The 21,686-nt window shown below is 69.4% G+C and carries 20 protein-coding genes and 1 riboswitch; of the genes, 8 read left to right on the top strand and 12 right to left on the bottom strand.

The window, feature by feature from the left end; all coding sequences use genetic code 11:
- The 3 genes from BMZ45_RS02700 to BMZ45_RS02690 all read right to left on the bottom strand — a co-directional run.
- The coding region (locus BMZ45_RS02700; protein ID WP_175488961.1) for a TonB-dependent receptor plug domain-containing protein at positions 1-578 on the bottom strand (578 nt) is incomplete at its 3' end.
- Positions 579-1,147: 569 nt separating this feature from the next.
- A complete protein-coding gene (locus BMZ45_RS02695; protein WP_175488960.1) occupies positions 1,148-1,966 on the bottom strand; it encodes an XOO1806 family protein in 819 nt (272 codons plus the stop codon).
- Positions 1,967-2,107: 141 nt separating this feature from the next.
- Entirely contained in the window at positions 2,108-3,055 is a 948-nt protein-coding gene (locus BMZ45_RS02690) for an Hsp33 family molecular chaperone HslO (RefSeq protein ID WP_091632127.1), read from the bottom strand.
- A gap of 114 nt (positions 3,056-3,169) precedes the next feature.
- On the opposite strand from BMZ45_RS02690, the gene mtgA reads away from it, so the two are divergent.
- Positions 3,170-3,904, top strand: coding sequence for a monofunctional biosynthetic peptidoglycan transglycosylase (gene mtgA, locus BMZ45_RS02685; RefSeq protein WP_254776511.1), 735 nt, complete (start codon positions 3,170-3,172; stop codon positions 3,902-3,904).
- 7 nt (positions 3,905-3,911) lie between these two features.
- On the opposite strand, the gene BMZ45_RS02680 is transcribed toward mtgA, so the two are convergent.
- Positions 3,912-4,412, bottom strand: coding sequence for an arsenate reductase ArsC (locus BMZ45_RS02680; protein ID WP_091633986.1), 501 nt, complete (start codon positions 4,410-4,412; stop codon positions 3,912-3,914).
- A gap of 115 nt (positions 4,413-4,527) precedes the next feature.
- Between BMZ45_RS02680 and BMZ45_RS02675 the strand changes: the two genes are divergently transcribed.
- Both BMZ45_RS02675 and BMZ45_RS02670 read left to right on the top strand, forming a co-directional pair.
- Positions 4,528-5,568 (top strand): glycosyltransferase family 2 protein, encoded by a 1,041-nt coding sequence (locus tag BMZ45_RS02675; RefSeq protein WP_091632122.1) that lies wholly within the window; start codon positions 4,528-4,530, stop codon positions 5,566-5,568.
- Positions 5,528-5,956: a CBS domain-containing protein gene (locus tag BMZ45_RS02670; RefSeq protein ID WP_091632119.1), complete on the top strand. Its 429-nt coding sequence runs from the start codon at positions 5,528-5,530 to the stop codon at positions 5,954-5,956. Before BMZ45_RS02675 ends, BMZ45_RS02670 begins: the two co-directional genes overlap by 41 nt.
- Positions 5,957-6,061: 105 nt before the next feature.
- Here the strand turns inward: BMZ45_RS02670 and BMZ45_RS02665 are convergent, their stop codons facing one another.
- Both BMZ45_RS02665 and BMZ45_RS02660 read right to left on the bottom strand, forming a co-directional pair.
- Complete coding sequence (locus BMZ45_RS02665) at positions 6,062-8,071, bottom strand: AsmA family protein (RefSeq protein WP_091632116.1); 2,010 nt, start codon at positions 8,069-8,071, stop codon at positions 6,062-6,064.
- A gap of 167 nt (positions 8,072-8,238) precedes the next feature.
- Entirely contained in the window at positions 8,239-8,931 is a 693-nt protein-coding gene (locus BMZ45_RS02660; protein ID WP_091632114.1) for a PAQR family membrane homeostasis protein TrhA, read from the bottom strand.
- Positions 8,932-9,061: 130 nt separating this feature from the next.
- On the opposite strand from BMZ45_RS02660, the gene BMZ45_RS02655 reads away from it, so the two are divergent.
- Entirely contained in the window at positions 9,062-9,685 is a 624-nt protein-coding gene (locus BMZ45_RS02655) for a sulfotransferase family 2 domain-containing protein (protein ID WP_091632111.1), read from the top strand.
- A 29-nt stretch (positions 9,686-9,714) separates the two neighbouring features.
- Entirely contained in the window at positions 9,715-10,317 is a 603-nt protein-coding gene (locus BMZ45_RS02650) for an aspartyl/asparaginyl beta-hydroxylase domain-containing protein (RefSeq protein ID WP_056183183.1), read from the top strand.
- Positions 10,318-10,355: 38 nt separating this feature from the next.
- On the opposite strand, the gene BMZ45_RS02645 is transcribed toward BMZ45_RS02650, so the two are convergent.
- The 5 genes from BMZ45_RS02645 to BMZ45_RS02625 all read right to left on the bottom strand — a co-directional run bounded on the left by BMZ45_RS02645 (position 10,356) and on the right by BMZ45_RS02625 (position 15,150).
- Entirely contained in the window at positions 10,356-10,601 is a 246-nt protein-coding gene (locus BMZ45_RS02645) for a hypothetical protein (RefSeq protein ID WP_056182651.1), read from the bottom strand.
- Between the two features lie 113 nt (positions 10,602-10,714).
- Positions 10,715-11,203: a hypothetical protein gene (locus tag BMZ45_RS02640; RefSeq protein ID WP_091632108.1), complete on the bottom strand. Its 489-nt coding sequence runs from the start codon at positions 11,201-11,203 to the stop codon at positions 10,715-10,717.
- Entirely contained in the window at positions 11,203-12,807 is a 1,605-nt protein-coding gene (locus tag BMZ45_RS02635; RefSeq protein ID WP_091633983.1) for a peptide chain release factor 3, read from the bottom strand. The genes BMZ45_RS02640 and BMZ45_RS02635 overlap by 1 nt, the downstream gene beginning before the upstream one ends.
- 325 nt (positions 12,808-13,132) lie before the next feature.
- The gene (locus BMZ45_RS02630; RefSeq protein ID WP_091632105.1) at positions 13,133-14,053 is read right to left on the bottom strand and encodes a M23 family metallopeptidase; all 921 of its coding nucleotides are present in this window, start codon (positions 14,051-14,053) and stop codon (positions 13,133-13,135) included.
- Between the two features lie 8 nt (positions 14,054-14,061).
- On the bottom strand, positions 14,062-15,150 hold the full coding sequence (locus BMZ45_RS02625; protein ID WP_091632101.1) for a hypothetical protein: 1,089 nt from the start codon (positions 15,148-15,150) through the stop codon (positions 14,062-14,064).
- 118 nt (positions 15,151-15,268) lie between these two features.
- Positions 15,269-15,387, top strand: a riboswitch (SAM riboswitch).
- On the opposite strand from BMZ45_RS02625, the gene BMZ45_RS02620 reads away from it, so the two are divergent.
- The 3 genes from BMZ45_RS02620 (at position 15,381) to BMZ45_RS02610 (ending at position 18,846) form a co-directional block, all read left to right on the top strand.
- Positions 15,381-16,511 (top strand): homoserine O-succinyltransferase MetX, encoded by a 1,131-nt coding sequence (locus BMZ45_RS02620; RefSeq protein ID WP_343124198.1) that lies wholly within the window; start codon positions 15,381-15,383, stop codon positions 16,509-16,511. Its footprint overlaps the riboswitch before it by 7 nt.
- Positions 16,508-17,737 (top strand): O-succinylhomoserine (thiol)-lyase, encoded by a 1,230-nt coding sequence (locus tag BMZ45_RS02615; protein ID WP_091632095.1) that lies wholly within the window; start codon positions 16,508-16,510, stop codon positions 17,735-17,737. Before BMZ45_RS02620 ends, BMZ45_RS02615 begins: the two co-directional genes overlap by 4 nt.
- Positions 17,734-18,846, top strand: coding sequence for a homoserine dehydrogenase (locus BMZ45_RS02610; RefSeq protein ID WP_091632094.1), 1,113 nt, complete (start codon positions 17,734-17,736; stop codon positions 18,844-18,846). The genes BMZ45_RS02615 and BMZ45_RS02610 overlap by 4 nt, the downstream gene beginning before the upstream one ends.
- A gap of 465 nt (positions 18,847-19,311) precedes the next feature.
- Here BMZ45_RS02610 and BMZ45_RS22190 read toward each other — a convergent pair whose 3' ends face one another.
- A complete protein-coding gene (locus tag BMZ45_RS22190) occupies positions 19,312-21,366 on the bottom strand; it encodes a glycosyl hydrolase family 18 protein (RefSeq protein ID WP_091632091.1) in 2,055 nt (684 codons plus the stop codon).
- Positions 21,367-21,686 lie beyond the last annotated feature (320 nt).

The following is a 21,686-nucleotide window of genomic DNA, read 5'->3' as shown; positions in this document are numbered from 1 at the left end:
CCGTCGCCCTTGTCGAACGCGCCGATGTAAGCGTTGGCTTCAGCGCCTTCGAAGTTGCGGCGCAGGATCACGTTGACCACGCCGGCGATGGCGTCCGAACCGTAGATCGTCGAGGCGCCGTCCTTCAGGACTTCGATGCGCTCGACCGCGGCGGTCGGGATGGTGTTGAGGTCGACCGCGCCACCCAGACCGGTGCCGCCGACCCAACGACGGCCGTTGACCAGCACCAGGGTGCGGTTGGAACCGACGTTACGCAGGTTGACGCGGGTCTCGCCGTTGCCGCCGTTGTTGAAGGTGCTGTTCAGCGTCGAGCCGTTGGACGTGATGTTCTGGATCACGTCGCCGACCGAGGTCAGGCCCTGCGCGCTGATGTCTTCGCGGCTGAGCGAGAAGATCGGCTGCGAGGTTTCGATATCGGCGCGCTTGATGCGCGAACCGGTCACTTCGATGCGGTCGAGGGTGGTCGGGTCCTTGCTCTCTTCCTGAGCAAAGGCCACACCCGTGCCGGCAGCGGCAGTGGCGCCCACGGCGAGCGCGAAGGTAATCGCGTCGCGGAGCTGGGTGGTCTTGAAGGTCATCTCTCTCTCCAGAAAATCGGAATTGGTGGTACCCATGGGACCAAGCTGGTGGAGTCAAATAAGACGCCAATTCCTGCAAGGTGGCGCCGATACTAGCCGTCGGAAGTGAGTAATTAAAGTGTCGTTAAACGTCGTCTTTTGACAAATTCTTCACGTTATTCAGCTGGCGTTCCGACTGAGCGGCAGGACGTTGAATTTCAAGCCTAAATACGCATGCGTACAGTGTTTTCTGCACGTGATTGGCGCGATTGGCGGTCGAATTAATGCCTCGGATGGCGAAGCGCGGCATCGGTTTGGCGCAAAGGGGGCACGGTTCAGCGACGCATGCGCACTCCGGGAGACCTGCGCGCCGCTGTCGGGGTGCGCGCCGAGGCTGTCGGCATCGGGTGGTGGGGCCGGCTGGAGGCGTTCGGGCGCTGCGCATCCAAGGCGATGCGCTTCGTCAGGCCCGGGCGGAGCGGGTCATGCGCCAACGCAGAGACGCGACGAAGCATCGGCCTGGGGTGGCCGATCCGGTGCGGGCGATTCGAGAGTGCGCGTCGAAGACCCGACGCGCCGAAGGCGATGCCTTAGAGGTCTTGCTCGTAACGGACGTAAGGCACGGTGCCTTCGTCCTTGTCGGTGTTGCCCGGCGCGAACGGATTCTTGCCGCGCGTAATCACGTTTTCGGCACCGACCGTGAGCTGTCCGCTCCAGGGCGTGCGCCAGGTCAGGCCGACGCCCAGACCTTCCCACTGACCCGGCTGCCCGGGCGTGTCGACCACGCGGCCGACGATGTTGGCGCCGAAGTTGCCGTAGCCGGCGCCGATGGTGAGGCTTTTGCTGTTCCAGCGGTCGGCGATGGTCGGCATTTCGCCGGCCGGAATCAGGCGCGCGCGCGCCCAGGTGCCGCCGATCGAGACCGTGGCCTCGCGGCCGATGTTCTTCTGGCCGTAGACGGTCAGGGTGTTCTGATCGAGCTTGCTGTTGCGGCCGTTCGGGCTCAGCCAGGCCGGCAGGGTGTCCTTGCCGTTGCCGATCGAGAGCCCGATCTTGCCGCCGGGGCGGCTGAGCGCGGCGCCCGCGGAGACCTGACGCGAACCGCCGCGATCGTCTTCGTCGAGCGCGGCCAGCATGCAGTGATTGGCGAGATTGCCGATCGCGCCGGCCAAGCCGGTCTTGCGATCGCAGACCAGGCCCAGGGTGTCGCCCGCATCCAGACCGAACGCGGCGTCCAGCGAATTGCTGCCTACGCGCCAACGCGCGCCGGCCACCGGTGCATTGGTGGGCTCGAGCTGCAACAGGTATTCGACCTTGCCGTTGGACTGGTTCCAGACCGGCAGATACGTCGTATCGCTGCGCTTCGCGGTTTGCGCATGCGCAGCCGATGCCGCGCCGAAGGCGAGCATCAAGGCGAACGACAGACGTAGCGAGCGTGCTTGCATGGTGACGATACGACCGGGCGGGGCCGGTCAAGTTCCCCTAGAACTGGATGAAGACTATAGACGGTTTATGTTTATTTAACAAACCGAGACGGGCGTGTGAAGGGCCTATTGCAACCGGTCGGGGGCGGCGACCTCGGAGGCCGCCACCGCGAACAAGTGACTGATTTGGTTACTGTTGAAACGATAGCTCTGGCCGCAGAACTCGCACCGGACCTGGGCCTCGCCGTCGGCCGCCGCGGCCGCCGCCTCGGCCTCTTCCTGGCCCAGCGAGACCAGCATGGCCTCGACCCGCTCGCGCGAGCAAGAGCAGGCGAAGCTCAGGGGCTTGCCGCCCAGCAACTGGACCCCGTCCTCGTGGAACAGGCGGGTCAGCAGGGTGGCGGTGTCCCAACCCAGCAGCTCGCCGGCCTGGAGGGTGTCGAACAGGGCCCCGGCGCGGGTCCAGCCGTCCTCGTCGCCGCCGTCGCCGGGCAGCTTCTGCAGCATCAGGCCGGCCGCGCGCTCGCCATCGGCGGCCAGCAGCAAACGGGTCGGCAGCTGCTCGGACTGGCGGAAATAGTCTTCGAAGGCGCCGCTGAGCGAGTCCGAATCCAGCGCCACCAGGCCCTGGTAGCGGGCCGGATCGCGGTCGTCGCCGGCGCGCCCGCCGATCGGCGGGTTCTCGATGGTGATCGCCAGCACCGCGTCCGGACCGAGCTGGCGCAGGTCGCGCGAGACCTCGCCGCCGTCCTCGGCCAGCTGGGCGATGCCGCGCAGGGTGCCGGCGGCGGTGCACTCGGCGAACAGGGTGCGCAGGGCGCCGTCGCCGCGCAGTTGCACCGACAGCCGGCCTTCGACCTTGGCGTGGCCGGTGAACAGCGCCGCCGCGGCCGCGGCCTCGCCCAGCAGCTCGGCGGCCGCGGGCGGATACTCGGAGCGTTCGCGGATCTGGCGCCAGGTCTGGTCCAGGTGCACGTGCACGCCGCGCACGCCGGCGCCTTCGATCAGGAACCGGGTCAGGCGGTCGTGGTCCTGGCTGGCGGCGTCGGTGGGGGCGGGGCTGGAATCGTTCATGAGTGGACTCGTGCGCGGCGCGCGCTGGATGCTGGTCCGATCGCGGATAATGCGCGCGACCGCGTGAAAGGGGAGACCGGCCAAGATGGGGATGGAGTGCAGACAGTGCAAGTCGTGAACGAGACCGTCCCCGCGCCGCCGGCCCCGCGCCGGCGCCGCCGCTGGCTGCGCTGGCTGATCGCGCTGCCTTTCCTGTTCCTGGCCGCCTCGATCCTGCAGGTCGCGGTGCTGCGCTTTATCGATCCGCCGTTCAGCGCCTTCATGGCCGTGCGCCAGTTCCAGGCCTGGGGCAGCGGCGACTTCGGCTTCCGCGTCGCCTACGACTGGCGCGACCTGGACGAGATCTCCTCCAACGTGCCGGTGGCGCTGGTGGCCTCCGAGGACCAGAACTTCGCCGAACATTTCGGCTTCGACCTCAAGGCCATCGAGAAGGCGCGCAAGAACAACGCGCGCGGCCGCAAGGTTCGCGGCGGCAGCACCATCAGCCAGCAGACCGCCAAGAACCTGTTCCTGTGGAGCGGGCGCAGCTGGGTGCGCAAGGGCATCGAGGCCTGGTACACCCTGCTGATCGAAGTGATGTGGCCCAAGCACCGCATCATCGAGGTCTACGCCAACATCGCCGAGTTCGGCGACGGCGTGTACGGCGCGCAGGCCGCCGCGCGCACCTACTTCCGCAAGGACGCCGCGCGCCTGGGCCCGGCCGAGGCCGCGCGCATGGCCGCGGTGCTGCCCAATCCCAAGCGCTACAGCATCGCGCGCCCAGGCCCTTACGTGCAGCGCCGCGCCAACGCGATCCAGCGCCAGATGCGCTACATCGGCGGCAGCGGCTACCTCAAGCAGATCGACTGAAGCGCGCTCAGGCGCCGCGGCCGATGTCGCGCAGGCGATCCTGCGCGACCAGGCGGTCCAGCTTGTCCAACGGCAGCGACAACAGCAGTTCGACGCGCCGGCGCAGCAGCGCGAACGCGGCCACATAGGCCTGGCGGCGCGCGTCCTCGTCGCCGACCGCGGCGGCCGGATCCGCCACGCCCCAATGCGCGGTCGCGGCCTCGCCCAGGCGCACCGGGCATGACTCGCCGGCGGCGGCGTCGCAGACGGTGATCACCATGTCCATGCGCGGCGCGTCGGCGCCGGCGAACTCGTCCCAGTGCTTGCTGCGCAGGCGCGCCGGGTCGTAGCCCAGCTTGGCCGCGAGCTCGGCGGCCATGGGCTGGATGAAGCCGGCCGGACGGCTGCCCGCGCTCCAGGCGCGGAAGCGGTCGCCGCCCAGGGTGTTGAGCAGGGCCTCGGCCATCGCGCTGCGCGCGGAATTGCCGGTGCACAGGAACAGCACGTGGTAGCGGGCATCGGTGGGCATGATCGGCTCCATGACGGTGGCGGGTCGGCACCGCTCAGGGTGGCGCGGCCAGTTTTCAGCGACGTTGCGATGGCGTCGAAAACCGCCACCCGCGCCGCCGGCTATGATTGAAGGCATGAATCGCGATCTGCTGACCGTCGTCGTCGCCGCCTATAACGAGGCCGAGAGCCTGCCGCTGCTGCAGCCGCGCATCGCCGCGGCCCTGGATGCGATCGCCGCCGACGGCGTCGAGGGGCGCGTGCTGTACGTGGACGACGGCAGCCGCGACGCGACCTGGCGCGTGCTGGAAGGCCTGGCCGCGGCCGATCCGCGCATCGCCCTGCTGCGCCTGTCGCGCAATTTCGGCAAGGAACTGGCGCTGACCGCCGGCCTGGACCGGGTCGAGCGCGGCGCCGCCCTGATCCTGGACGCCGACGGCCAGGACCCGCCGGAGCTGATCGCCGCCTTCGTCGCCAAGTGGCGCGAGGGTTACGACGACGTCTACGGCACCCGCATCGAACGCGAGGGCGAAAGCTGGCTCAAGCGCAGCACCGCGCACGCCTTCTATCGGGTGATCGGGCGCCTGTCGAAGACCCCGATTCCGGCCGACACCGGCGATTTCCGCCTGCTGTCCGAGCGCGCCCTGACCGGGCTACGCCAGCTGCGCGAGCGCCACCGCTTCATGAAGGGCCTGTTCGGCTGGGTCGGCTACAACCGGGTCGCCTTGCCTTACCACCGCGAGGCGCGCGTGGCCGGCGCCAGCAAGTTCAATTTCTGGCGGCTGTGGAACCTGGCCCTGGAAGGCATCACCAGTTTCTCGACCGCGCCGCTGCGGCTGGCGACCTATATGGGCCTGGCGACCGCGCTGTTCGCGTTCGGCTTCGGCGTGTGGGTGGTGGCCAAGGCCCTGCTCTGGGGCGACCCGGTTGCGGGCTGGCCGACCATGATGGCGGTGATCCTGTTCCTGGGCGGCGTGCAGCTGATCGCGCTGGGCCTGATCGGCGAATACCTGGGCCGGCTGTACGAGGAATCCAAGCAGCGGCCGCTGTACCTCGTCGACACCTGGCAGCCGGCGGCAGGAGTATCCTCGGGCCAGGGCTCGCTGCCCCCCTCCCAGATCGCCGAAGGAGAAGGCCATGCGCACCGTGCGGCAACTGCTAGAAGCGAAAGCATCTGAAGTCTTCGCGATCGGCCCGGACGCGCCGGTGATCGACGCGATCCGGCTGATGGCGGAAAAACGCATAGGCGCGGTGCTGGTGATGGAAGGCCCGCGTCTGACCGGGATCCTGTCCGAGCGCGACTACGCGCGCAAAGTCGTACTCCAAGGGCGCTCCTCGGCCGACACCCCGGTGCGCGACATCATGACCGCCGAGGTGGTCAGCGTCGGCCTGGACGACAGCGCCGAGCGTTGCATGCAGATCGTCACCGACCGCCGCATCCGCCATCTGCCGGTGCTGCAGAGCGGGCAAGTGCTGGGCGTGGTGTCGATCGGCGATCTGGTCAAGGCGGTGATCGAGGACCAGCAGCTCGAGTTGGATCAGCTGCAGCGCTACATCGCGAGCTGAGCGGCCGCTCCCGTAGGATGCGGTGAGCGCCAGCGAACCGCATCGTCGTCTCGCCCGGACTCGCGCGCTGCTGCGGTCGTCACCGCGCCCGCAGGCCCGCACCGCTCAACGCGCGTACTTGCCGCCACACGCGGCATCCTTGCCCGGCCCCAGTTCTATCGTCGCCAGCAGCGCCGCCGGCGGCGCGATCGTGCCCAACGCCAGCGCGGCCGCGCCGCGCAGGCCCAGGCGCGCGTAGTCGGGCTTGGCCTTGGGGTGCTTGAACGTGCCCGAGACCTTCAGCGGCGAGCGCAGCGTAAACAGGCTGCGGTCCTTGGGGCGTGCGCGCAGGATCAGGTCCAGGGTTTCGTCGCCGAGGTCGATCTTGCCGTCGCCGACCAGCAAGGTATCGCTGGTGTCGAAGGCCAGCGCGCGGGTGCGCATCACGCCCTCGCGCACCTCGAAATCGCCGAACGCGCAGCGGATCGGAATCTGGCGGTCGTGACCGAGCTTGAACTTGATGATCTCGGCGATATCGATACCGGTGAACTCCATCAGCAGATTGCTGATCCGGCCCGGCCCCATGCCCAGCGCGATATCGCCGTCGCTGCTGCCGAGCATGTCGGCGATGGAATTGCCGCGTCCGTCCAGGGCTATCTGTCCGCCGACCTTGCCGACCGCGTCGCGCGCCAGCTCCACGCCCGGCAGCAGCTTGGCCAGGGTCAGCCCGCGCGCGTCGATCTGCGCATGGGTGGCGATGGTGGCTTGGCGCGCGTCCATGCGCACGGTCGAGCGGATGCGGCCGTCGGCGACGCCGAAGTCCAGCGGCTGCAGGCGCAGCACGCCGCCTTCCAGCAGCAGATGCGCGTCCATGTCGTCGATCGGCCAGCCCGGCGCGTTGATGCGCTGCGCCTTCCAGCGCACGTCGGCGTCCATCGCGCGCAGCTTGTCCAGGCGGTAGGGCGTATCCGGCAGCACCCGCATGCTCGCGCGTTCGCGCGCGGCCAGGGCGGCCAGTTCGGGATTGCTGGATTCGCCGCGCCCGGTTTGCGGCGCGGCGCCGACGAAGCCGCCGAGGTCGTCGAAGTCGAGCCGGCGCGAGCGCAGGTCGGCGCGCAGATAGGGGCGCGCGCCGCCGGTCTCGACGCTGGCGCGTCCGCTCAGGTCGCTGTCGCCGACCTTGCCGGTGAAATCGTCGTAGTGCCAGGTGGTGCGTGCGCCGGCGATGTCGCGGGTGAGACGTCCGTCCAGCGCGTAAGGCGGCGTCGGCGGCGTGGCCACGCCGATCAGCGGATACAGGTCGGCCAGATCCTGGCCCGACAGCGCCAGGCGCAGATCGAAGTCGCGCAATCGCAGCGGATCGACCAGGCTGCCACGCGCGTGCGCGCGGGTGGCGCCGGCGGTGGCGCGCAGATCCAGACGGTACGGGCGTTCGCGATCGCGCAGTTCCAGCGGCGACTCGGCGCGGCCCTGCAAGCTGAAGCGATTGCCCTTCCAGCGTCCGCCGCCGCGCGCGGCGATAGGCGCGGCGGCGTCGTTCGCGCCCGGCGCCAGGCTGGCGATCTCGAAACGCATGTCGCTGCGGCTGACCGGATCCACGAAGCTCAGCTCGCCCTGGTCGATCCAGACGCGATCGAAGCGCGGACCGGCGCCGCCGGTTTCGCCGAACACCCAGTTGCCGCCGCGCTTGGCGTCGTTTTCCAGGTGCAGACGCGGGCGTTGCAGGCGCAGATCGGGGATGCGCACTTCGCCGCGCAGCAGCGGCCAGATCTCGATATCGAACTGCAGACGGTCGGCGATCGCCATGTCTCGGCGTCGCGACCAAGCGGCGTCGCCGAAGCGCACGGCGTCGGCGCGCACGCGCGTGGTGCGGCCCAGCGCGATGTCCAGATCGCCGCCGATGTCGAAATCGCGGCCGGTGCGCGCCTGCACCTGGCGCTCGATCGGCCCGCGTAGCCAGTTCCAATCCCATAACGCGATCAGCGCCAGCAGCGCGATCGCCAGCAGCGCCGCGGCGCTGCGCCAGGGGTGGAGTCGCAGCGCCCGCGCGGCGCGCGCCGCCCCGTACGCGGGCTGGGCGTCGCCGCTGGGGCGGGTGGTCGGATCCGGGCTGGGGTGGGGCTCGCTCTCGCGCATACCGATCGGCGGGCTCCGGGCCGCCCGATCGGGCCGCACCCGGAAGGCGCACATCTAAGGCGCGCCAGCACCGCTGTCCTTCGTTAGGAGTGGCCTCACCATCCCCACACGTCGGTCAAGCGCAGGTGAACGCGTTGTGCGCCGTTCAGGCCGACGCCCGTGCGCGTTCAGCGCGCGGGGATCACCTGCGCCATCACCGAGATGTAATGGCAGACGCTGCCGGCGATCACGAACATATGCCAGATCGCATGCGAATACGGCAGCTTGGGCCGGTGGTAGAACACCGTGCCCAAGGTGTAGCAGAGCCCGCCGGCGAGCAGCCAGCCCAGGGTCCAGGTGTCCAGTGCGCCCAGCAACGGCTTGATCGCCACGATCACCAGCCAGCCCATCGCGATGTAGATGCCGGTCGACAGCAGCTTGAAGCGGCCGGTGTAGAACAGCTTGAACACGATGCCGGCGAAGGCCAGCGCCCAGATCGCCGCGAACAGGCCCCAGCCCCAGGGGCCGCGCAGGCCGATCAGGGTGAACGGGGTGTAGGTGCCGGCGATCAGCAGATAGATCGCGCAATGGTCGAAGACCTTGAGGCGCGCCTTGGCGATCGGGTGCTGGATCGCGTGATAAAGCGTGGAGGCCACGTAGAGCAGCAGCAGGCTGATCCCGAACACGATCGCGCCCACCAGTTGCCAACCGTCGCCGTACAGCGCGGCAAGGGTGATCAGGACCGCGCCGCCGGCCAGCGCGGCGGTCGCGCCCAGGCCGTGGGTGAGCGCGTTGGCGATCTCCTCGCGCACCGACACCACGTGCGGGTTGAGCGCGGTCGCGCGGTCGGGCCGTTCGCTGCCAGGGCGTGCGCTGTCCATCGATGCAGCATCCTCGGGGGAGGTGGAGCAAATGCTCGGAATCGGAGCGGCGTGGCCGGCGCGGCGCGCCTGGACGCTGCCCGGCGCGCCCGGAGCTGGCTTAGGATAGGCCGATTCCAGGGCTAGACGCATGATCATCTCCCATCAGCACCGTTTCGTTTTTGCCGCGATCCCCAAAACCGGCACCCATTCGGTCCGCCAGGCCCTGCGCGAGCACATGAGCGCCGACGACATCGAGCAGGTCGGTTTGTTCGTGAACAAGCGCTTCCCGTTCGAGGAACTGGCCGCGATCAAGCACGGCCACCTCAGCCTGCAGCAGGTGCGTCCGTTCCTGGGCGAGGAAGCCTTCGCGAGCTATTTCAAGTTCGCGTTCGTGCGCAATCCCTACGATCGCTTCATTTCCTATTGCGCGTTCATGACCCGCGCCGACGGCGCCTTCCTGCAGCGCCCGCAGGCGGTCATGCGGCATATCCTGTTCGAGGCGAGGCCGATGCAGCACGTGCTGTTCCAGCCGCAGCACGGCCTGATCACCGGCGCCGACGGCGAACTGCTGGCCGACTACGTGGGCCGGGTCGAGGAGATGCAGAGCTCCTACGACGGCATCTGCGCGCGCATCGGCATCCCCAGCGCCCCGTTGGGCCAGGTCAACAGTTCCCGCCGCGGCGGTTATCGGGACTACTATGACCAGCCCTTGATCGACGCGGTGGGCGAGCTCTACCAGCGCGATCTGGAGCTGTTCGGTTATTCGTTCTGACCCGGTCCAATGCCATGAACGCGACGCCCATGAATGCCAGCCCGATCCAGCCCAACCCGCGCAAGACCACCTCGATACGCCGGCTCGGGCCGGTCGACATCGCGGCGCTGCGCGCGGCGGTGCTGGAGATCCCCGAAGCGGTGTGGGACGCCGAGAACGCCGACAAGCCCAACCGCTTCGAGGCCTTGGACAAGACCCGCCACGTGGTCTTCCGCTTCGTCAGCAACTTCCAGGACTGGCGCGATTCCTACGATCGCCCGTTGTGGGCGCAGTGGCGCGAGCTGCTGGAGCCGGTGCTGGCGCAGGCGGTGCGACCCTACGGCTACGCCAACGCCGCCTTCCCGCGGGTGATGCTGGCGCGGATGGCGCCGGGCGGCGTGATCAAGCCGCATCGCGACGCCAACCCGGCCGCGAAATGGCCGCACAAGGTGCACGTGCCGCTGATCACCAACGAGCGCGTGACCTTCTTCGTCGACGGCGTCGGCTACCACTTCGTCGAAGGCGAGGCGGTGGAGGTCAGCAACATGGCGGTGCACGCGGTGGAGAACGCCGGCGACAGCGACCGCATCCACCTGATCTTCGAGTATTACGACCGCGACCAGCCCGAACCCGACTGGCTGCCGCGGCGTTGAAACAGGCCCGGCGCGACGCGCGCGCCGGGCCAGCGCCTTCAGGCCGCCGGCTGGGCGGTGGCGGCGATCTCGGACATGGACGGCATGCCCATGATGGTCAGCACGGTGCCGACCACGCAGATCAGCAGCGGGATCTTGTTCTCGGAAAAGTTCATGATCGCGAAGACCAGCGCGACCAACGGGATCAGCAGCGATCCCAGTCCCCAAAGCACGCTTTCGCGAAACGCGTTGACGATGATCCACAAGCCGCCGATCACGCTCAGCGCCAAACCCAGTAGGTACATTGCATTCCCCTTGCAGTAGGTTGCCGCGGTCCCCGCCGCGGTGGATCGATGCTAGCCGATCCCGGGGAAAAGTGTGATGGGGTGCGTGGTTTGGCCCGGCGCCGGGCGCACCCTCATTCCAGGGTGTTGAGCCGGCGCACCCGCCGCAGCCTGCGCTGGATCTTGCGCGGGTGCGCGAAGCGGTACTCCTCGACCTCGACCAGCAGCGCGCAGTCCTCGCCGAAGGCCTCGCGCATCGCGTACAAACGGCCGTTGCCCTCGAACGCCAGCCAGCGCTCGCCGTCGCGCACGACCTTGATCTGCGACACCGAGGGAATGATCTCGGTCAGGGCGGCCAGATCGAGCCGGCCGTGGGCCAGCAACTGCTCGCGGCGCGCGGCCAGCGCCTGGGCGCGCGCCTGCGTGGCCTGGCGGGCGGACTCGCGGTCGATGCGGTGGATCGGCTGCAGCGCGTGCAGCGGCAACATCGCCTGCGCCTTGTCGCCGCGCAGGCGGTGGATGTCCATGATCACCTTGGCCATGTAGGCGTCCTTGTAGTCCAGCGCGGCGACTTCGCTACGCTTGCTCAACAAGTACAGCCACCACTGCCGCAGCCGCGACATCAGTCGACGGCCACCGCGTGCGCGTGTTCGCGCGTGGCCAGGAATTGCACGCCCGGGGCGCGTTCCTGGGCCAGCTGCAGGTTGACCCGGGTGGGCGCCAGGTAGACCAGCTCGCCGGCCGCGTCCAGGGCCAGGTTCATCGCGTTCTTGTCGCGGAACTCCTCCAGCTTCTTGGCGTCGGCGCAGCGGATCCAGCGCGCGGTGGCCACGCTGACCTGCTCGAAGCTGGCGTCCACGCCGTATTCGTCCTTGAGCCGGTAGGCGACCACGTCGAACTGCAGCACGCCGACCGCGCCCAGGATCAGGTCGTTGCTCATCAACGGACGGAAGAACTGAGTCGCGCCTTCCTCGGACAACTGGGCCAGGCCCTTCTGCAACTGCTTGAGCTTGAGCGGATCGCGCAGGCGCGCGCGCCGGAACAGTTCCGGGGCGAAGTTGGGGATGCCGGTGAACGACAGCGCCTCGCCCTCGGTGAAGCTGTCGCCGATCGAGATCGTGCCGTGGTTGTGGATGCCGATGACGTCGCCGGAGTAGGCGGTCTCGGCGATCTCGCGGTCGGAGGCCATGAAGGTCAGCGCGTTGGCCAGCTTCACTTCCTTGCCGGTACGCACCTGGAAGGCCTTCATGCCGGCGCTGAACTTGCCCGAGCAGATGCGCATGAACGCGACCCGGTCGCGGTGCTGCGGGTCCATGTTGGCCTGGATCTTGAACACGAAGCCGGTGAGCTTGTTCTCGGTGGCCGCGACTTCGCGGCCGGTGGTCTCGCGCGGCTTGGGCGGCGGCGCGTGTTCGACGAAGAAGTCCAGCAGCAGCTGCACGCCGAAGTTGTTGACCGCCGAGCCGAACGACACCGGGGTCTGCTTGCCTTCGAGATAGGCCTGCTTGTCGAACGGGTGCGAGGCGCCCTGCACCAGTTCCAGTTCCTCGCGCACTTCGCGCAAGGCCTCCGCGCCGATGCGCGCCTCCAGCGCCGGGTCGTCGATCGAGGCGAAGATGGTCGAATCCTGACGGGTGAAGTTGCGGCCCTGTTCGAACAGATGCACTTCGCCGGTGAGCAGGTGGACCACGCCCTTGAGGCGCTGGCCCATGCCGATCGGCCAGGTGATCGGCGCGCACTGGATGCCCAGCACCGATTCCACTTCGTCCAGCAGATCGATTGGGTTCTTGCCCTCGCGATCGAGCTTGTTGATGAAGGTCATGATCGGCGTGTCGCGCAGACGGCACACCTCCATCAGCTTGATCGTGCGTTCCTCGACGCCCTTGGCGACGTCGATCACCATCAGCGCCGAGTCGACCGCGGTCAGCACGCGGTAGGTGTCCTCGCCGAAGTCGGCGTGGCCGGGCGTGTCGAGCAGGTTGACGATGCGGCCCTCGTAGGGGAACTGCATCACCGAGGAGGTCACCGAGATGCCGCGCTCCTTTTCCAGCGCCATCCAGTCCGAGGTCGCGTGGCGCGCGGCCTTGCGGCCCTTGACCGAGCCGGCCATCTGGATCGCGCCGCCGAACAGCAGCAGCTTCTCGGTGAGGGTGGTCTTGCCGGCGTCGGGATGCGAAATGATCGCAAAGGTGCGGCGGCGGAGGGCTTCTAGGGAAACGTCGGACATGGCGACGGCGCGCACCGGGCGCGCCGGAAGGTAAGGAGTAGGGGCGCGATTATAGCCCGTAGCGGGGCGGGGGCCTGGAGGGGCCTGGACGGGCGGAAAGCAAAGCCCCCTCAATCCGGCCGGCCAGCGGACACAGCCCGCCGGCGTTCAGGCGCGCACGAACCCGCAGTTCGTAGACGCGCGCCTTCACCCTTTTCCAAAGGGAGAGGCAAAGCTGGGCGACATGCGGGAAAGGTGGGCGACGCGCCGGCTAGCGTGCTCTAGCCCCCTTTGAAAAAGGGGGCGGGCGCCCGCGCAGCGGGCGACGGGGGATTTGCTTTTGCTCTTAAAGCCCGCCCGAAATCCGCAGCGGCCCCGCCGGCCCGGTCATCCGGAACGGAATCGACTCCAGGCGCATGCCGCGGTTGACCTGGATCGCGAAGTGCAGGTGCGGCCCGGTGGTGAAGCCGGTATTGCCGGACAGGCCGATCTGCTGGCCCGCGCGCACGCGCTGGCCTACCCGGACCAGGGCGCCGTCGGCCTTGAGGTGGGCGTACAGGGCCATGCTGCCGTCGTCGTGGACGATGCGCACGAAGTTGGCGCGGCCGCCGTACTTTTCGCGGTTGAGCCCGGCCTTCTCGAAGTCCGACTCGACCTGCATCACCACGCCCTCGCGCGCGGCCAGCACCGGCGTGCCGATCTCGGCCGCGAAGTCGACCGCGTAGCGGTTCTCCGGGTCGCTGTGGCTGAACTGGCCGCCGTAGCCCTGGTCGATGCGGAAGTTGTTCTGGCGCAGCGGCAATACGTAGTCGACGTTGCGCGGTTGCGCGCTGGGGTCGCCGGGCAGGCTTTCCATCTGCAGCTCGATGCCGCGCCCGGAATCCTCCGGGCTCAGCACCGCCACCAGCGCGCTCGCGCGCGCGGCCACGGTGGCGCGCGCGGGCAGGGTCGAGGTGCCGCCGCTGCCGCCGTAGCTCTGGCTGTAATCGACCTTGACCTCGATCGGACCGGACAGGTTGTTGTCGGCCCAGGCCAGGTAGCGGTTGCCGTCGGATTCGATGCGCAGGCGCGCGATCGCGCCGGGTTCGCTGTGGACCGGGATCACCTGGACCTCGGACGGCGGCGCGGCCTCGGGCACGTGATCGCCGTAGTGGGTGATGCCGCTGCGATCGGTCCAACGGTAGATCTTGCCGGCGTGCGCCTGCGGCGCGGCGGCCAGAGCCGCCACGCACAGCGATACGGCCAAGGCGCGCGGCCCCCAAACCATGCGAGTTCCTACTCGGTGCAGCCCGGCTTCAAGTTTAGCGCGTGGGCCACGTCGGCGAGGTCGAACGCGGTCACGGCTTTGTCGTCGTGCACGGCGAACAGCGCGCCGCTGGGGAAGGCCGCGGTGGAGGCGGCATGCAGGGCGACGCCGTCGGTGTGCGCGGTGACCTTGCCCTCGAAGCTGCCGACCGGCGCCAGAGTGACGCGATCGAACAGGTGGAACACGGTCAGCGGCGCGAGCTGGTCGACCGCGATCCAGTAGCCGCCGCCGTCCGGACAGGTCCACAGCGCCACGCCCTCGGCCTCGGCGCCGAAGCTGCGGTCGGGCAGGCTGCGACCGGTGTACTTGCCGCCGAAGGTGTACTCGCGCAGCGTGGATTCGTGGCGACGGTCCTCGTCGGCGATCAGCAGGCGGTCGTTGGCCGGGTCGCCGGCGATCGACTCGACCATGCGCAGCGCCGCGGCCTCGCTGGTGTCGCCGAACGCGCCGCCGTAGTTGGCGCGCAGGCGGCCGTCCTGGTCGAACTGGACCCGGTAGCGGCGCACGCGCTGGTCGAGCTCGGCCCACGGCGGCACCTGGTCGAACTTCTTGCCGTACATGAAGCTGTCGGTGACGTAGACCTCGAGCTCGCCCGGCTCGGTCTCGGTCAGCCAGATGCCGTAAGGGCTGCGCAGTTCCTGTTCGCCGAAGCTGCCCAGCGGGGTGAAGTCGGGCAGGGCGAACACCTGCACGCGGTGGTTGTCGCGCTCGACCACGAACACGTGGTCGGCGTACACCGCGATGCCGTTGGGGCGGTCGAACTGGCCGATCGCCTTGCCTTCGCCGCCGACCGTGCGCAGCGCGGCGCCGGTGTCGGCGTCGTACACGTCCAGGCGGTGGGTCGACTTGGCGGTCGCGATCAGCCAGGTCTTGCCGTCTTCGGTCGGCCAGGTGGCGAGCGAATCCAGCTCCTCCTTCGGCGTGTCCGCCGAGACGTAGCGCTCGGCGATCGAGGTGATGCCGGGCGTGCCGGCGACCGGCGCGGTAGCGGGCTGCGTGGTCGCGCAGGCGGCGAGCAGGGCGGCGATCGTCGCCGCGACAAGGAGGCGTGGGGTCATGGGCGCAAAGTGTATGCGGCGGGCGTGGGTTTTTGTGATGCCGGTCGCGAGCTTATGATTAATCGCTATATGCGGATGAAGCGATTGACACGCCTCCGTGGCGCGGGCAGACTGGCCGCATCCATCGAGACCGGCTGAGGGACAGGCCCTTAGAAGCCGGGGCAACCCAACGCGACGCAAGTCGCGTGAAGGTGCCAATTCCTGCGGCCCGCCTAGGCGTTGGTCGGAAGATGGTTGCGACGTGCGCTGCCGCGCACGAGCGACTTGCAAGCTCGATGGCCCCGTCACTTCGGATGCCCGCCATGAGCTTCGCCCCCGCTACCGCCTACGCAGAATCCTCCCTATCGCAGGCTCCGGCCCTGTTCGAGCGCAGCGACGCCTACCTCGCCGCGAGCGCCGAGCGCGACGCCGTGCGCGGCGAACTGCGCCTCGAACTCGACCTGCGCCACGCCGGCCGCCGCAGCGTGGTGCTGCGCTACGAAATCCAGGGCGAGGCCTCGCTGCCGGTGCTGTTCGTGGCCGGCGGGATCTCCGCCCACCGCCACCTCGCCCCCAGCCGCGCCTATCCCGAAGGCGGCTGGTGGGAGACCCAGGTCGGCCGCGGCCGCGCCCTCGATCCCAGTCGTCATCGCCTGCTCGCGTTCGATTGGCTGGGCGCCGATGGCGCGCTCGACGCGGCCCTGGATCCGGCCGACCAGGCCGACGCGATCGCGGCGCTGCTGGACGCGCTGCGGATCGAGCGCCTGGAGGCCTTCGTCGGCTATTCCTACGGCGCCATGGTCGGCCTGCAGTTCGCCGCGCGCCATCCGCAGCGCGTCGGCGCGCTGGTCTCGATCAGCGGCACCCACCGCGCCCATCCCTATGCCGCCGCCTGGCGCGCGCTGCAGCGCCGCGCGGTCGCGCTGGGCGCGCTGCAATGCGACGAGAGCCAGGGCCTGGCGCTGGCGCGCGAGCTGGCGGTGCTGAGCTACCGCACGCCGGAGGAGTTCGCCGAACGTTTCGGCGCCGCCCAGGTGCGCGACGGCCGCGTGCGCGTGGACGCCGAGGACTACCTCGACCATTGCGGCGCCAAGTACGTGGCGCGCACCCCGACCACCGCCTTCCTGCGCCTGTCCGAATCGATCGACCTGCAGCAGGTCGATCCCAGCCTGATCCGCGTGCCCGTCACCGTGGTCGCGGTCAGCGAGGACCGCCTGATTCCGCTGTCCGAATCCTACGACCTGGTCGAGCGCCTGCGCGGCGAAACCCGCCTGCGCGTGCTGCGCTCGATCTACGGACACGACGCCTGCCTCAAGGAGGCCGGCGACATCGACACCATCCTGCGCGAAGCGCTGGCCGACTGTACCCAGGCGGCGGCATGAGCACCCATAACGAAGGAACGACCGCCGTGACCCAGATCCGCACCCGCAACGCCTGCACCGCCGCCGTCCGTGCCGGCATCGACCGCGACGCGGCCTACGGCGCGGTCACGCCGCCGATCGTGCTGTCGTCCAACTTCAGCTTCGCCGGCTACAACGACAAGCGTCAGTACGACTACACCCGCAGCGGCAATCCGACGCGCGATCTGCTCGGCGAGGCGATCGCCGAGCTGGAGGGCGGCGCCGGCGGCGTCATCACCAGCACAGGCATGGCCGCGATCACCCTGGTGCTGCACGCCTTCCTCAAGCCCGGCGATCGCATCGTGGTGCCGCACGACGGCTACGGCGGCAGCTGGCGTCTGTTCAACGCGCTGGCCGCCAAGGGCGCGTTCGAGCTGATCACCGCCGACCTCACCGATCCGCGTTCGCTGACCGAGGCGCTGCAGACCAAGCCGGCCGTGGTCTGGATCGAAACCCCGTCCAACCCGCTGCTGCGCATCACCGATCTGCGTTTCGTGATCGAGGCCGCGCACGCCCAGGGCGCGCTGACCGTGGTCGACAACACCTTCCTGTCGCCGGCCCTGCAGCGCCCGATCGCGTTCGGCGCCGACCTGGTCGTGCACTCGACCACCAAGTACATCAACGGCCACAGCGACGTGGTCGGCGGCGCGGTGGTGGCCAAGAACGCCGAGCACCACCAGCAGCTGACCTGGTGGGCGAACGCGCTGGGCCTGACCGGCTCGCCGTTCGACGCCTTCCTGACCCTGCGCGGCCTGCGCACCCTGGACGCGCGCCTGCGCGTGCATCAGGAGAACACCCGGGCCATCGCCGCGCTGCTGGACGCGCACCCGGCGGTGCGCGTGGTGCATTACCCGGGCCTGGAATCGCACCCGGGCCACGCGCTCGCGGGGCGCCAGCAGCTCGGCTTCGGCGCCATGCTCAGCGTCGAAATCGAAGGCGGCGAAGCGGCGGTGCGCGCCTTCGTCGAGGGCCTGGAATGCTTCACCCTGGCCGAGTCGTTGGGCGGCGTGGAGAGCCTGATCGCGCATCCGGCCACCATGACCCACGCGGCGATGTCGCCCGAAGCGCGCGCCGCGGCCGGTATCGGCGACGGTCTGCTGCGCCTGTCGGTGGGCATCGAGCACGTCGACGACCTGATCGCCGACCTCGAGGCCGCGCTGGAACGCGCCGCCGACGCGGTGGCCACGGCGGCGCGCGCGAAACGATGAGCGCCGCGGCCGACGTCCTGCAGACGCAGGCGCAGCAGGCGCTCGCGCCGCATCCCTATCGCAACGCGGCGTCCGCGCGGGTGGCCCTGCTCGGCACCGGCACGGTCGGCAGCGCGGTGCTCGCGCGCCTGCAGGGCTGGCAGGGCTTGCCGCTGGGCGAGCGCCTGAGGCTGGTGCACGTGGCCAATTCGCGGCGCGCGTTGGCCGACGCCGACGGCCTCGCGCCGGAACGCGCGGCCGTGGCGCTGGCCGAGGCCCATCAGGCCAGCTCGCTCGATAGCGTCGCCGCCGCCTTGGGCGAGGGCGGCGCGCGCGTGGTGATCGACGCCACCGCCAGCGCGGCGGTCGCCGAGCGTCATGCGCAATGGCTGGCGCAGGGCATCCACGTGGTCACCGCGTGCAAGATCGGCCAGGGCACCTCGCTCGCGCGCTGGCGCGCGATCCGCGGCGCCTGCGCGGTCGGCGGCAGCGGCTACGGCGACAGCGCCACGGTCGGTGCGGGCCTGCCGTTGCTGCGTTCGCTGCGCGAGCTGCAGGCCGGTGGCGACCGCATCCGCGCGATCGCCGGCGTGCTGTCGGGTTCGCTGGCCTGGCTGTTCAATCACTACGACGGCATGCGCCCGTTCTCGTCGCTGGTGCGGCAGGCGCGCGACGCCGGCTACACCGAGCCCGACCCGCGCGACGATCTGTCCGGCGAGGACGTGCGCCGCAAGCTGCTGATTCTGGCGCGCGCCTCGGGCGTGGCGCTGGAGGCCGGCGAGGTCGAGGTGGCCTCGCTGGTGCCGCCGGAGCTGGCGATCCTGTCGCGCGAGAGCGTCGACGCCGCGCTGCCGGCGCTGGACGTGCCGCTGCGCGAACGCTATGCGGCCGCCTACAAGAACGGCGAGCGCCTGCGCTTCATCGCGCGCCTGCAGGACGGCGCAGCGCGGGTCGGCCTGGAATCGCTGCCGGCCGATCATCCGCTGGCCGGCGGCGCCGGCACCGACAACAAGGTCGCGATCTGGTCCGACCGCTATCGCGAGCAGCCGCTGGTGATCCAGGGCCCGGGCGCGGGCGCCGAAGTCACCGCCGCCGGTTTGCTCGACGATGTGCTGCGTCTGGTGAGCTGAGCGCAGAGGTCGCCGTCGCTCTGCCACGGCCTAGGTGTAGGAGCGGCGCAAGCCGCGACCAAGAAGCTTCGGCCACGACCCGCCTTGCGCCGCTACTGCCCCCGGCGGAGCCGAGCTGCGGGGATGCCGCCGTTCGCTCTCCGTGGGAGCGGCGTGAGCCGCGATCGCGCTACCGCGGATTCCGGCGAACGCCCCGATGGCGAAAGCAAGTCCTCCGCCGTCGCGATGTCATCGGCGTATCTGGATCCGCGGCCGTGCGTGTTGCCGCGATCGCGGCTCACGCCGCTCCCACAGAGAGCTAGTGCTTCGGCAAATGTGTCGCAAACAAAACGGCCGCATGCGCGCATGCGGCCGTTCGCGTTCAACTGATTCGATACGTTGGGATAAATCCGGGGCGCCGGCCCGAGGGGAGGCCGGCGCCCCGAGGCAAGCGCCGGACCGCGAACGGTCCGGCGCTGCGCAAGCTCACTGCAGGCCGTCGCGGATCGCGGTGGCCAGGCTGCCCTGCGGGTCGTCGCCGCTGAACTCCCAGAAGAACGCGCCGCCGAGGTTCTGCGCCTTCACGTAGCCCATCTTCTCGATGATCATGGCCGGCGTGTCGTAGCTCCAGAACGTGCTGCCGTCGTACTTCCAGGTCGCGCGCGCATTGGCGTCGGTGTAGATCGTGCCGGGCCGGTTCTTGAGCACCTTGTAGTCCTCGTTGCCGGCCTCGTAGGTGCCGGGCGCGGCGGTGCCGTTCTGGTACAGGCCGTTGTTGACGTTGGCCACGCCGGTCCAGCCGCGACCGTAGAAGCCGATGCCCAGGTTGAGCTTGGCCGCCGGCACGCCGCGCGACAGGAAGGCCTCGAGCGCGTCGTTGGTGTTGTAGAACTTCTGATCGCCGGTAGACGGATCGTTGGGCGAATCGAACAGCGCCGAGTGATGGTTGGTCTTCGCATCCCACGTGCCGTGGAAGTCGTAGGTCATCACGTTGATGTAGTCCAGGTACTGGTGATACGCGGCCGGGTTGGTGACGCGCACCTTGTCCACGCCCGCGCCGGCGGCGATGGTCAGCAGCAGGCCCGGACGCACCGCGTTGAGCTGGCTGCGGAATTCGGCCAGCAGGGCGGTGAAGTTGGCGCTTTCCTCCGGCGTGCCGCAGGTCAGGCCGCACGCGGCGGGGTATTCCCAGTCCAGATCGATGCCGTCGAACACGCCGGCCGCCGCGCCCACGCCGCCGGCGCCGTCGGTCACCGGCAGGTTGCCGCGGATGTAGGCGTCGATGCACGAGGCGACGAAGGCCTGGCGGTTCTCCGGACGCGCCGCGCTGGCGAAACCGCGCGACCAGGTCCAGCCGCCCAGCGAGATCAGCACCTTCAGGCCCGGGTACTTGGCCTTGAGCTGCTTGAGCTGGTTCCAGTTGCCGCGCAGCGGCTGATCCCAGGTGTCGGCTGCGCCGCTCACGCTTTCGCCGGCGCCGAAGGACTTGCTGTAGTCGGCGAAGGCGTCGCCGCCGGCACCGGTGTTGGGATCGGAGGGCTGGATCACGCCGACTTCGCAGCGGTTGTTGCGCACGTTGCCGAAGGCGTAGTTGATGTGGGTCAGCTTGGAGGCCGAACCGCTGGTGTCGATGTTCTTGACCCGGTAGTTGCGGCCGTAGATGCCCCACTGGGTGAAGTAGCCGATCACGCGCTTGTTGCCGCCACCGCCGCCCTGGGTGGTGCTGGCGCTGATCTGCGCGCTTTGCGCGGACGCATTGCCGGCGTTGTCGCGGGCGCGCACGCGGAAGGCGTAGGCGGTGTTGGCGGTCAGGCCGGTGGCGGTGTAGCTGGTCGCGGTCGGCGAGCCGACCAGGCTGCCGTCGCGATAGACGTCGTAGCCGGCCACGCCGCTGCCGCCGCTGTTGTCGGTGGACGCGTTCCAGGTCAGCGAGATGCTGCTGGAGGTCTGCGAAGGCGAGCTCAGGCCGCCCGGCACGCTGGGCGGCGTGGTGTCGGTGGACGGCGCGGTCACGGTGATGGTCGAGGTCGACGAGGTCGTGCTGGCGCCCTGGTTGTCGGTGGCGACCGCCTTGAAGGCATGGCTGCCGGCGCTGGCGTTGCTCCAGGTCACGCCGTAGGGCGAACTGGTGTCCACGCCCAGCGACACGGTGCCGCGGAAGAATTCGACCTGGGCGACGCTGCCGTCGCTGTCGGAGGCGTTGGCGCTCACCGCGATGTTGGCGCCGGTGCTGTAGCTGCCGCCGTTGGCCGGCGAGGTCAGGCTGACGCTGGGGGGCTGGTTGCCGCCCGCGCCGCAGGCGCCGAGGTCCTGATACCAGCCGCAGCTGGGGCAGTGGGTCGGCGGCGCGTTCCAGATCTGGATGTTGGCCTGGTAGAGGCGGTTCTGATAGACCAGCTTGTCGCCGGGGTTGTAGATGGTCGCCGCGTTCCAGGCCGGAATATTGGCGCAGCTCGCGCTTTGCGCCAGCGCGTTGGAGCCCCAGGACGCTGCCAGCAGGCAGGTCCATAGCGCCAGTGTGGTCGATCTTGCGTGCTTCATGAGCGTCCTCTCCCTTGCGAAGTCCGTTGCGAGATCCCGGGCCGTCGCCGGCCGGTGCTGTCCCTCTGTGTCTGGAAAGGAGGCGCGTGGCCTCGGTGCTGCGCGGGAGGTTCGAACCTCCTCGTAGGTCGCCATGCAACGGCGCGAAACGGTGCGGGCCTGGCCCGTGCGTACCTGGTGGTTCCCTCCCCGGAGCCGGTATGGCGGCGCGCGGGGCTGTTTCAGCGCTCCGCTCGCCTGTGTCGAGGGCCGAGGCTGTTTTTTGCTGACAACGTTGTCAATCGTGTGGGTATGGGTTTGCGGTGCAGTTCACAGAATTG

The sequence above is a fragment of the Lysobacter sp. cf310 genome (assembly GCF_900114355.1).
Taxonomy (GTDB): Bacteria; Pseudomonadota; Gammaproteobacteria; order Xanthomonadales; family Xanthomonadaceae; genus Lysobacter.
Note: the sequence above shows the minus strand (reverse complement) of the source record. Positions and strands in the feature narration are given on the sequence as shown.